We start from the raw sequence: 12,068 nt of genomic DNA on the forward strand, positions 1-12,068 counted from the left end.
TCTATAGCTCTCGTAAGGTCCGCATTGGATCTTTGCGTATAATTCGCCATCCGGGAATAGCAACCGATACCAGCATGGCGAATGTAAGAAGCACATTGATACCTATTGTTGCACTCCAATCCAGAGACGGTGCATTTTCAAATAAGCCTAACATATATTGATAAGCTAACACTCCAGCAATTGCGCCAAGACTTAAACCAATGATTAACATCCAAAGTGACTCTTTCATCAGCAACTGTAATAAGCGCGCTTGTTTTGCACCTGTAGCCATTCTGACTGCCAGTTCATAACTGCGTTGACCTGCCGTCATTTGGCTCAGACCAGACACACCGATGACCGCCAGTACCAGTGTTAACAAGGCCAAACCTGCCACAACTAACATGTTAAGGCGAGTTGCCTGTGTTACTGACTCCCAACGCTCGCTCATTGAATCGACACGTAACTCTCCTAATCGGGGGTCAAGACCGTTGACAAGGTTTGCTACGCTTTCAAGGTTTAACGATTCTCCATCGGGCATGATAATCACTGCCGATAACGTATTGAAGTTCATTCTTGTCGGGCTACTAAAGTACACCTCTGGCGCATCAACATTAAGCGTGCCTGACGGCATTGGGTCAATATCATGTACGATGCCAACTACCTTAAAAATGTCCTCAGCAGTGTCACCCATTTTTATTTCTTTACCTACCATAGACATCCAGTTGGCTTCACCTGCACGTTCAATAGCAAATGATTGAGAAATAAGAATATTAGGCAGGCCAACATCATCAAGGTTTAAATCACGCCCTGCAATTACCGGGATTTCAAATGCATCAAATACACCAGGGGCCCACATCATAGGACGGATCATGACGGAGTCGCCAGAATCTGGATCAGGATAGGCACTCATTGACACATTACCCGTCAGCGGAAGTGCATTAATGTCAAACACCTCACCGTCTAAAGCAGATAGACGCTCAGTAAACGCTTGGCGCAGTTGCTGCCATTCGCTGCCCTGGTAGTTATCAAACTCTTCAAGTGATGTACGCCATGTATCATCCGCTACAGCCATACTAACTTCATACGCATTGGGCATGCTGTAACCTAAGTTTCTGTAAGCATTGTTGTAGCTATCTTTTACTGACACACTTGCAGCAGTGAGTAATACGCACGCCAATGACAGCTGCACGACCATCAGTGCCTTGCTTATGGTTTGATTCTGCTGAGCTGGCGTTCCTTTACCACTTGAATTGAGACTGTCCGTTAAGGTCATCTTATCGACATACAACAATGCGATAGTGGCAAACGCTACGTTAATAAAAACGATAAAAATAAGGGCGAGTATTACACTACTTACATCCACTGAAATTTGGTCCAACAGTGGTAAATTGTCGCCCGCAAGAACGGGGAGTACTTCAATTAACCAGCCTGCCGCGAGTAAGCCAAGTAATGTGGCCATCAAAAACATGGGCAGATTCTCAACAAAGATAAGTCGACGAAGCTTGCCTACTGAAGACCCCATGCACATTTGAATTGCAAATTCTTTACTGCGACTTTGATAGTGGGCAATAAACATATTGAGTAAGTTAAGGCATGCCATAATAAGCAGACTCACCATGGCGATAATTAAGACAAACACAAGTTGCTCACTGTCACCGATAAACGCATCTCGGTAACTTGACACTTCACCCACGGTTTTCTTACTTAGCAAAAACTCTCGGGCGCGGTCGATGGTAATTTCGTTGTTGGCATAATCCACAAACCAGTTTTCTAAGTCACTGGGCTGCGGCAGATCACCTTTAGGCCCGCGAACAACGGTGATGGGACCAATATTCAACGTAATGGTATCTGGCTGAGCCAAACTCTGCTCTAGCTTTTGAAAGCGCCAAACTTGCTCGGCTGTATCACCAGTTAAGCTTGCGGTATTCAAGCTCGTGTAATTATCAAATACGCCGAATATAGGATAGTCGCTGCCTTCAAGACGCAATGTCATATGGGTCATATCCGTCGCGCTACTATACGCTGATTCCCACAAGCTTTTTGAAATCCACACGCCTTCCTCGGCATTTTCAATATTACTACCCTGACCATTGAGTAGAGCTAATCCAAGCACCTCTGGCGATCCTGTTGATGCATTAAAGGTAGTTACATTGATATCGCTGTTAGCCACATCAATAGTGGTGTTCCCTGGCGAAATATAGGCCCATTCAAGATCATTACCCCAGTAATTTTTAGCCGACGCCACGCGGCGCAAATCGCTAAAAAACGGAACAATTAGCCCTTCGTTGAATTCTAATTGCAGCTCCACCTGATGTAAGTCTGTTTCGTTGACATCCGGCAAGGGCTTAAACAACAATGTATTCGCTACCGCCACCACGGTAAGTACCGCTGCAAGCGTTAATCCCAGTGTCGATATTAATGGTAAGCTCAAGCGAGGTAGCGTAAATACTCTTGCTATACCTTGCTTAAATGCATTGATATACAACCTCATGCGACCCCCTGCTCACGAACGAAGTTGACTTGTTTTTCACCCACGATCTTGCCATCGAGCAGTTGTATTTGTCTGTGCACCAAACCACTGTACCGACTATCGTGAGTCACCATCACTATGGTAGAACCTTGCTGATTCAGCTCCATGAGTAGCTTCATTACGGCATCACCATTTTTGGTATCTAGGTTACCTGTAGGCTCATCAACAAGGATTAAATCTGGTTTACCTACTAGCGCTCTGGCAATCGCTACACGTTGCTGTTGACCACCTGACAATTGGTTGGGCTTGTAGTTAATTCGGTGTTGCATACCCACCTTATCAAGCGCTTCAACCACTGCATCCTTAATGGCTTCGGGCTTTTCTCCCCTATGCTCCAAAGGAAGCGCCACATTCTCAAACACCGTCATGCTGTCGATAAGATTAAACGATTGAAATACATAGCCAATATGCTGATTTCTAACCTGCGTTCTCTGGTCTACACTTAGCCCTTGGGTGTCAATATCACTAATTTGGTAGGTGCCTTCTGTTGCGCTATCTAATAACCCCATAATAGTAAGTAATGTAGATTTCCCGCAGCCCGATGGTCCGGTAATAGCAACAAATTCTCCACTATAGATATCAAGAGAAATACCTTGTAATGCATGTGTCTCAATTTCTGAACCAATGTACTTTTTGTGAATACTATCCATACTGACGACGATATTATTTCCCATCATTTATCCCTCTTGTCTAATTGTCATTTTGTTATGTGCAGTCCAAGCGTCCTGCATTTGTGATACGAAGCGATCATTCACGTCTACACCAGACTGAATAATGAGCTTACCTTTGGTTAAATCACCTAATTGAATGCGTTTTTTAGTCGCCTGACTCTCACCCTCTTTCATCACAAATCGCTCTAGTTGCGATAGAGGGCGCAGTCCGGCCAGTTGCGGCACATACAGTGCGTTATGTTGAGTTTTCATAAATATTTGCCCAGTTACGGGGGCTAGCGGTCTAGCATCGGCGGGTAAGTCACTGGTAAGGCGGACCTCGGCAATAACAACCCCGTTATTAACGACAGACTCAATTAAATTAATTTCGCCAGTGATCAGGCCTTTTCTGGTCGTCAGTTCAACGGGCGCACCTACGGTGATTTGGTCAGCTTGATGTTGCGGTATACGAAGGCGTGCCAGCAGTTTATCTACTGAGCCTACACGCCCTAATACCGACCCTTGAGGTAAGGTTTCACCAATCTCAACATCAAGGCTTTGTAGTGTGCCGTGTATACCTGCTTTTACTTGCATATCGTCGAGCTGATGCTGAAGCAAAGCTACTTGCTGGTGAAGTTGTTCCAGCTCTATTTGACGTTGCTTTAATTGAAAGGCCTGTACTTTGAGAAAGTGCTGATATTTTTCACGTTCGAACGCGAGTTTCTTAGCTTCTTGTTTTACAACAAGCTCTGCGCGCTGTATTTCAAGCTTTGCTGACACGCCACGTTCTGAAAGCTGCTTATTAACGTCTAGTTCAAGTCTGGCTCGCTCTAGCGCAGCTTCAATGTCGGCAATGCGGCTTTGATAGTCTAAGCGCTCATTTTGCTGTTCTAAATCAAAAGATTCCAATTGCACCTTTTGTGCATTGTAGTCACCAAGTGCAGACTGATGTGCTCGGTCTAACTCTGGGTTTGCCAGCGACAATATGACGGTATCGGGCTCGACCTGCGTCCCTGGCCGCAAGTAAATTTCAGCTACTTTTCCAGATGCCTGAGAAGTGAGTAAACGCTCTTGTTCGGAAAACAACTCTCCAAAGGCCTGACTATACAAATCAACGTTGCCTTGCTCTACCTGTAGTACATCAATCTCATTTGCTGACACCACAAGTGTTTCTTCCTGATTAAAAACAAAGGCCAGACTAAGAAAAGTAACCACTACAAGACCAAGTGCATACCACCGGCGATTAGACTTTTTTTGCGAGATTTCAATTTTCATGGTGCTCTACCATTTTCTATTTTCAATAAACGTAAGAAAAAGGCGTGCCAATCATAAAAAGTATTAAATTACATGTGCTTACGGAATTTCAGTTTAGGTCTTTTTGATTCACCAGTTCGAAATCGAACAAAGTTGTTCGTTTTTAATGTGTAGAGTCAGCGATGGCCTGAGAGGGGACGAACGCGGTGAGGACGATGAGTATGAATCTTTGTACTCTGGGTACATTTTCTGTTCTCAATGCCAGTAACATTTGCATTGCTTAGAGAGTAGCGTTGTATTTGTGCGTTCAACAGTGTCCTCTGTTACCCACAAGTTCGCTTCTTTCAATGCGATTGAGTACTAAGAAAGATCCACTGAATTCCGTCTTTCTCGGTGTTTTTTGTGAGCTACTAGCGCTAAAAACACAGTGTTTGATAACGAGTTCCTACTATCAGGTATTGTGTTTGTTAGTTGTTTTGCAATCTCAATTTAGCTCTTACTGGCGCAATTCTCGTGTATTGCGTTTTTCCCGATAGTAGTGCTACAGCTGCTATCGGGCTTTTTTATCGCTATCAATTTTAGCCGTGCCTTTGGTACATTTCAGGCGCTAAACGAGGTGAAATACGTTCGCGTCTAATCGGCTGGGTTTGTGCACGTGGTAGCCTTGAAAATAGTCAATACCTATTTCAGAAAGCTTATTTAGCGTTGCTTCATCTTCTACAAACTCAGCTATGGTTTCTATGCCAATGGCCTTTGCAACTTCACTTATCGACTTCACCATCGCAAGGCTTATTTCGTCGTCGCAAATATTGTTTACAAACACACCATCAATTTTCAGATAGTCCACCTGCAAGTCTTTAAGATAGGCGTAAGATGAAAAGCCTGTACCGAAGTCGTCGAGCGCAAACCGGCACCCTAACTCCCTAAACCGCTCAATGAATGCCTGAGTATTGTCGAGATGGATAATTGCCATGCCTTCGGTTATTTCAAAACATATTTTTTCAGCTGGAATGGCGTATCGTTCAAACGCGTCTATGAGATAATTGGCAAAAAACTTATCGCCAATACTGTGTGTACTTAAATTGATACTTGCACAATCTAGCTGTGCCAAATGCTCAGGGTTTTCACTTAGCCAAGAGAAATAGGCTCTAATTACCCAGCGATCGATATTGGGCATTAAATTGTAGCGCTCGGCAGCGGGAAGAAATTGTCCAGGTGAGCACAGATTCCCATTTGTGTTCATTAACCTAAGTAATATTTCGTAATGATGTTGATGTGGACCTGGGGCTTTGCTTTGAATGTTTTGCGCTACCAAGAAAAACTGGTCTTTTTCCAGCGCTTCTTTAATGGTATTGACCCATTGCATTTCTAGCTGACGAAATTGCATGTCCTGATCGCTTTCTACAAATACATGAACGCGATTTCGCCCACGATCTTTTGCCATGTAACATGCAGTGTCAGCCATCACGAGGACTTGCTCTACCGAAAGGTGATATGGCAATAATTCCACCAAGCCGATACTAACGCCTACGGTATAGCGCTTGCCTTCCCACAAAAATAAGAATTGCTCCACCGACTGGCGAATTTTCTCTGCAGCGCGCTGCCCTGTTCGCAGACTCGAATTACTCAGTAAGATACCAAATTCATCTCCCCCTAGCCTTGCAATAAATTGGTCATCACCAAGTTTTCGTACCTCTTCCTGTAGGCGCTTGCTTAACTTTTGCAGCAGAAGATCACCGGCAGTATGCCCACAAAGGTCGTTAACTATTTTAAACTGATCTAAGTCAAGATAGAGTACGCAGGCTTTGTCTTCGTTGTGCTTAACCCGATTTAGCAAGTCTGAAGTTTTAGTTTCAAATGCCCGACGATTATAGAAACCGGTAAGGGGATCATGTTCAGCAAGGTGCTGTAGTTGCTGTTCAAAGGCCTTTCTCTCGCTAATATCAATGAGCGTACCTTCAATTTTATTGTCACCTTTTTCGCTCACCAAGCGCGCTGAAATGGTCACCCAAATATAGCCACCTTGTTTATTCGTCATTTTTGTCTCGTGATCGAGCACCTGACCTTTCGTTTTAATGGCTTCAATCAAGGCAATATACTCTTTAAACTCCATTACGTAGCCATCTAACGTCAACCAGTTGCCGTCATAACCTTCAACGCTGTCCAACCCAACAATATCTAAGAAGGCTGGATTTGCCCCTAGCAAATCACCTCGCTCTGACAACGTAAAGATTCCCTCAAGGGCATTTTCATAAAGGGTTTCAAAACGCCTTAAATTATCAATAGACTCTTGCTGCGCTTTCTCTCGTTTTCGCTTCTCAGTATTGATGCGATCGGCCAGCGCCAAAGCGATAATGACAATGCCAACAAGCGCGCCAATATTCCCACCATATTCCGTAATAAATGTTGAAGGTAAGACGCCCATTTTGGTCAATGATTTAGCAATGATTCCCGCAAAATAAGCAGACCACGCCCAACAGAAAAACTGCGCAATACGCGGGCTATACTTCAGCATCGCAATGCAAGTAATAAACACGCTAGACATCACAACTACAGTCATACCTGCATTGAGTTGTGCTGCTAAATGGTAAGGTAAGAACAACGTGACGATGGCTGACACACAGGCGATTAGACCAATAGTTTTGGTAAAACCGTTGAGTAGACTTGTCTTGGGAGGCTGCAGCAATGCACGGGTAAAGAAAATAGTAACGGTAATACCAACAGAGATAAAGGCCAGCGATGACACTTGATGCCACTGTGTAGCAAACGGCCAAAACCACTTATAGGTATAGCCATCTAGTGAACCATGAACACCTGCCATACACGTTATATAAATACTGTATAGTAGATACGTTTTGTCTTTGACTATAACCGACAAACACAAGTAATAGGCACTCATAATGAGCAAAGCACCTAAGAAGTACCCATAAAGAAACGCCACGTCTTTTGAATGCTGTAAAAACGCTTCGCGCTGCCAAATAGAAATAGGCGTTTGTAATGTACCTTGCGTCGCTATCCGCAGATAGATATCTTTTGACTCGTAAGGCGCTAAGCCAAACGGCATGACAAATGTAGGATGGTCAACAGGGCGCTCGGCAAACGGCTTAAGGTCACCTAATGCGTAATAATCACTGGGCGTATTTGTCTCTTTCTGCTCGGTGGAATAAGCAAAGAACTCGATATTATCCAGTAGTGCATAGTCAATATGTAAGTATAAAGGCAGTGGCTTGTCGCTGCTATTTACCGCTCGTAAACTCAGCCATATCGTATGATCAGTAAAGCCAAAATTTGGGTTGCCATCAGGAATTTCAGACCATTGAGCTGCACTTAGGGCCTTTACATCGTTAACAGAAAGTGTTCCCGCCTCATCTGCATAAAACAGGATATCTCGGGTTGGATCGATAGATTCAATTGAAGGCGTTAAGACGACATGGTGATTATAGGCATGGCTTTGCTGTGAAAGCCCTAACGAACTTAGCACTAATAAAAAAAACAAAACCAATCGATATAGCATCAGCTTCCTAAATGTGTACTGCAAAACAATGCGAACAGTTACTACTGCTCTTTTTTACAAAAGCCTAAACAGGTTAGCGCGACCATGTTTGTCACCGAGGTACTGTAAAGATTTTACGCGCTTGCCACTCTACTCAGTATATTGGTTGCACACGTGCATTTTGTAAACGTTTTACTGGTAATGCCACTTGTCTCACTTTACCACGGTACACAATAATGCTGTATGCCTCTTTAGTCTGAAAGGCGCGGCACACAAGGCTTTTGATAGCTAAGAATGATGAAAAAAAGCGAGATTCGGGATTTGCACTATAATAAAGGTAAACCGTTAGTTTGAATGTTAGAGCACAACAGACATTCACCTAACACTTGAAGGAAATCGTAAAAGGAGTATTTGAAAGTAGCGTTAACGTTTTCGACAGTTATAGAAGTATGAGAGTGCAATGCCGAAAGTTATTTGGTTAGTAAAGTTCGTAATACTGGGAGCTCTCGCTACACATAGCCTTGCCAAGGCTACCTCTCTAGAAAACACACTACCGCAAACCATTACGTATTTTTATACAAACCAGCCGCCCTTTGAATTTGTATCAAAAGATGGCGTTGCCAGCGGCATTGCCGTTGAAAAAGCGCAGCACTTATTTGCCAATACACCATACTCGCTAGCGTTTGCTTTTGATTCATTAAATAGGGGCATCGATAACCTGCATGCCGGACGTTATGACATTAGTACCGCGGTAAGTCCCACAAAGGCTTTACATAAAACATTTTATATCAGCAACAAGCCTCTGTATTTCATAAACTTAAGTGCTATACGCAAGCACGATACAACGCCCGTCACGCAAATCGAACAAATTAGCACCGTGGCCTACGCCGCTTTATCTGAAAATAGTTTTACTTTTATTGAGCGCTACTTACAGGCCCAACACCCGCTTTCAAAACGCTATGACGTAAAGACATTTTCTCAAGGAGTACGCCTAGTTGAATTAGATAAGCTGCCCTATTTTTTAACCTACTTAACCGACCAGCAAACAGATTACGGCGATGCGTTAACTACTGATTTACTGATGCAGTTACCTGTGCACATCATCGTGTCGAAGCACCACCCACACGCCAGTGAAATAATCGAGACGGTTAATACACACCTGTAGCAAGGTGAGCACACGTAATGACTTAAACTCGCTTTGTAGAAAATAATTTTCATAGACTTAATACAATAACTGAGCTTTACTCTGCGTTTTTTAAAGCACGATAACGGAATGACTATGTACACCTTTCGTTAAATCAAAAATGAATGTGAAACAATCTGTAGTGAGCTAGTGTTAGTTTTAAATGGTTATGTTTATTTTGAGGACTTTTAATGTCTATTTTAACCAGTAGCGTGTTCAATCAAGTTGATAACTCTATTTACTCAAATGCAATGACATTTTTGCGCGCGCCATTAACGCAAGATCCAACTAAGGGAGATGCCGATGTCGTGATTTTAGGATTGCCATTTGATATGGCAACCTCGGGTCGTTCAGGTGCTCGCATGGGGCCAGATGCAATTCGTCAAGCGTCAATCAACTTAGCGTGGGAAGGTCAACGGTTTCCGTGGGATTTTAAGTTAGCAGAACAGTGTCACGTTTGTGATGCAGGTGATTTAGTCTTCTCTGCCGGAGATAGCGAAGAGTTTTGCGCCCGCGTTGAAATGGCGGCTGACGAGATTTTAGCATCCGGCAAAACCCTGCTTTGTTTTGGCGGCGATCACTTTGTTACTTTGCCATTGCTGCGTTCACACGCGAAAAAATTTGGCAAAATGGCGCTAGTTCATTTCGATGCCCATACCGATACGTATAGCAATGGCAGTCGATTCGACCATGGCACTATGTTTTATCACGCCCCAAACGAAGGGTTAATTGACAAAGAAAAATCAATACAAATTGGTATTCGTACAAACTATACACAGGAAAATCACGGCTTCACGGTAATCAATGCCATGCAAGCCAATGATATGGCGCCACACGATATTGTTGAGCAGATTAAACATACTATTGGTGACCTACCAGTTTACTTAACGTTTGACATCGACTGCCTCGACCCCGCGTTTGCACCGGGTACTGGCACGCCAGTGTGTGGTGGTTTATCGACAGACAAGGTACTTCGAATTCTTCAGGGGTTACGGGGCATCAACTTGGTGGGTATGGACGTAGTGGAAGTGGCACCCTCATACGATCAAAGTGATATCACTGCGTTAGCAGCGGCTACTATCGGCGTTGACTTACTGCACTTATGGGTTTCTAGAGAAAAGTAAAAACTTAGAGTGTGTTGAAAGATTAAAAAAACGGGGCATTTCACTGCCCCGTTTTTTATTTACTTTTTAACATTATTGACGTGTTGGTGAACAATATAGTTGTTAACAAATGATGCAATAACCTATTGTTTTGTTGGGGGAGGTAAAATCGATAAAAATATTAAAGTTGTTAATTTTCTACGTTTTTCAGATTGATTTTAAAATTATCGAAACAATAAAGTTGTTAATAAGTAGTTGGCATATTCTCCCTGATTAAACTACTCAGGAAGATTTATAATATTGCTATGCAAATGAACCCTAGTTTTTTATTACTATAATTACCGTAGAAAGACAGTGTTTCCATCTGGTAAGTTAAATTGTCATTTCACGAAATCTTAGGAATGACTCAAGCGAACTGCTCACCTTGACTTCCATGTGTCACTCTCATTTAATAATAATTAAGTTGTAAAATGAAATAACGTCACTTGAGACAGCACTGTGACAATGCATACTTAGAAGCTCGTTGAGCTAATTATCAATAAAGGGAAATAACAATGCTGAAATCCGTATTCATTGCTCTACTTGTCTATTTGATTGTTCATATACCTAATGTATTAGCTAAGGAAATCGATCTCTCCAACATGTCCGATCCAAGTGGTATCTATGAAATTGCTCTGTGTGCTCGCCCCTCTCCTGATGCACCACTCAACCTTCCTGGACATGCGTTTGTGTCCTTCACCCATATAAAACACAACGGTGATGTTACTCTAACAAGTATTGGCCACACAACTGATGCGGATGCTATCTCTGCATTGAATTCTTACTTCGGAGACCCTGTAGCTGGCTATTTGGGTAAGGAGAAATATACAAGTTCGATGCAACAATGTTTGCGGATAAAGGTAAATAAGGACGACTACGACAGTGCTTTTGGTTTAACTGCATCGCCTATGGAACAGTTGGGTCTCGCCGGCAATAGCGACCTAGTTCTTCGTTCTTACGCGCTCTCAGAAAATGATTGTATAACGTTTATGGTTGAAGTTGCTGATGTGCTGAAGCCTCTTGGGCTTAATGTTCCAGTGCGTGGCTCAACAGAATTGCCGCTTAAATACATGGAACGTTTGATAAGAAGCAACTGAATTACTAGGATCTGCGCCGTTTTAGAATTCGTGATCTTAAAGCAAAAAGGCACTTATTAACTAAGATGCTGGGCATTCGGCTCGTTTCAATACCTCTGCATCAAGTGATATCTCAATCTCGTTCAAACCGGCGATCGTTTCGTATAGTGCAGAGTCGGCTTTAATAGCTGCATTTATCGGGCCTGAGGTATTCTCATCAACTTTCGAGTCTTTATCGAGTTCGCCTTGGGAGTAGCTGACACGTACCATCACATTTTGAGTCGAACTAGACAAGGTTTCCTCAACGTGGCGCAGGGCAAATTTCCACTTCCCATAGCACGGGTTTTCTATCCATAAATACCCATAGCCTTTGCCGTCGACTGTAGGATCACGCTCTGAATTAGTCATTTGGAGCCCTTCTGTGGGATCTAAATAAAATCCATCCATGCTGACACTCTGCGCAGGAAAGGATTGACCAACATCAAAATACCCAGATAACAAATCATAGGGTAGCCATAAGCGAGAGTTAGCGGCATTTGCGGGTGAGGCAAAGCCCAAAGCATGAAGACTATGTTCAGGCGTGATTGGCTGATCCAATTGTGAACTATGTGAGACCAAAGGGCTGAACACGTTAAGTCCCGAGTCCCAATCCTGGTCCCAATAAAACTCTACCAGCACAAAGGGGTATCCACCCGACCCAATTGCTGGTGCGTTGCTCGCTGGGCGTCCTAAAGTAGTCATCAATACAACACCAACAATAA

General features: G+C 43.2%; 8 protein-coding genes. 3 read left to right on the top strand and 5 right to left on the bottom strand.

The features are described from left to right. Position 1: 1 nt before the first annotated feature. The 4 genes from OZ660_RS18660 to OZ660_RS18675 all read right to left on the bottom strand — a co-directional run bounded on the left by OZ660_RS18660 (position 2) and on the right by OZ660_RS18675 (position 7,927). Complete coding sequence (locus OZ660_RS18660) at positions 2–2,470, bottom strand: FtsX-like permease family protein (RefSeq protein WP_274741982.1); 2,469 nt, start codon at positions 2,468–2,470, stop codon at positions 2–4. Further along, positions 2,467–3,183 carry an ABC transporter ATP-binding protein gene (locus tag OZ660_RS18665; RefSeq protein ID WP_274743474.1) on the bottom strand — a complete coding sequence of 239 codons (717 nt, stop codon included), beginning with the start codon at positions 3,181–3,183 and terminating at the stop codon, positions 2,467–2,469. The genes OZ660_RS18660 and OZ660_RS18665 overlap by 4 nt, the downstream gene beginning before the upstream one ends. Before the next feature lie 3 nt (positions 3,184–3,186). Then, positions 3,187–4,434 (bottom strand): efflux RND transporter periplasmic adaptor subunit, encoded by a 1,248-nt coding sequence (locus tag OZ660_RS18670; RefSeq protein ID WP_274741983.1) that lies wholly within the window; start codon positions 4,432–4,434, stop codon positions 3,187–3,189. Between the two features lie 586 nt (positions 4,435–5,020). Further along, positions 5,021–7,927 (bottom strand): EAL domain-containing protein, encoded by a 2,907-nt coding sequence (locus tag OZ660_RS18675; protein ID WP_274741984.1) that lies wholly within the window; start codon positions 7,925–7,927, stop codon positions 5,021–5,023. A gap of 439 nt (positions 7,928–8,366) precedes the next feature. On the opposite strand from OZ660_RS18675, the gene OZ660_RS18680 reads away from it, so the two are divergent. From OZ660_RS18680 to OZ660_RS18690, 3 genes are all read left to right on the top strand, one after another. Continuing rightward, positions 8,367–9,071, top strand: coding sequence for a substrate-binding periplasmic protein (locus tag OZ660_RS18680; protein WP_274741985.1), 705 nt, complete (start codon positions 8,367–8,369; stop codon positions 9,069–9,071). A 209-nt stretch (positions 9,072–9,280) separates the two neighbouring features. Beyond that, a complete protein-coding gene (speB, locus tag OZ660_RS18685; protein WP_274741986.1) occupies positions 9,281–10,213 on the top strand; it encodes an agmatinase in 933 nt (310 codons plus the stop codon). Between the two features lie 533 nt (positions 10,214–10,746). Then, positions 10,747–11,328: a hypothetical protein gene (locus OZ660_RS18690; protein WP_274741987.1), complete on the top strand. Its 582-nt coding sequence runs from the start codon at positions 10,747–10,749 to the stop codon at positions 11,326–11,328. 60 nt (positions 11,329–11,388) lie between these two features. On the opposite strand, the gene OZ660_RS18695 is transcribed toward OZ660_RS18690, so the two are convergent. After that, positions 11,389–12,048 (bottom strand): hypothetical protein, encoded by a 660-nt coding sequence (locus tag OZ660_RS18695; protein WP_274741988.1) that lies wholly within the window; start codon positions 12,046–12,048, stop codon positions 11,389–11,391. Positions 12,049–12,068: the final 20 nt, after the last annotated feature.

Source organism: Alteromonas sp. 009811495 (assembly GCF_028865455.1).
In the GTDB taxonomy this organism is placed as follows: domain Bacteria; phylum Pseudomonadota; class Gammaproteobacteria; order Enterobacterales; family Alteromonadaceae; genus Alteromonas.

What these genes read in the sequence shown, in the direction of transcription:
- OZ660_RS18660 (WP_274741982.1), bottom strand. Translation starts at nt 2,470, where the DNA reads ATGAGGTTGTATATCAATGCATTTAAGCAAGGTATAGCAAGAGTATTT.
- OZ660_RS18665 (WP_274743474.1), bottom strand. Translation starts at nt 3,183, where the DNA reads ATGGGAAATAATATCGTCGTCAGTATGGATAGTATTCACAAAAAGTAC.
- OZ660_RS18670 (WP_274741983.1), bottom strand. Translation starts at nt 4,434, where the DNA reads ATGAAAATTGAAATCTCGCAAAAAAAGTCTAATCGCCGGTGGTATGCA.
- OZ660_RS18675 (WP_274741984.1), bottom strand. Translation starts at nt 7,927, where the DNA reads ATGCTATATCGATTGGTTTTGTTTTTTTTATTAGTGCTAAGTTCGTTA.
- OZ660_RS18680 (WP_274741985.1), top strand. Translation starts at nt 8,367, where the DNA reads ATGCCGAAAGTTATTTGGTTAGTAAAGTTCGTAATACTGGGAGCTCTC.
- speB (WP_274741986.1), top strand. Translation starts at nt 9,281, where the DNA reads ATGTCTATTTTAACCAGTAGCGTGTTCAATCAAGTTGATAACTCTATT.
- OZ660_RS18690 (WP_274741987.1), top strand. Translation starts at nt 10,747, where the DNA reads ATGCTGAAATCCGTATTCATTGCTCTACTTGTCTATTTGATTGTTCAT.
- OZ660_RS18695 (WP_274741988.1), bottom strand. Translation starts at nt 12,048, where the DNA reads ATGACTACTTTAGGACGCCCAGCGAGCAACGCACCAGCAATTGGGTCG.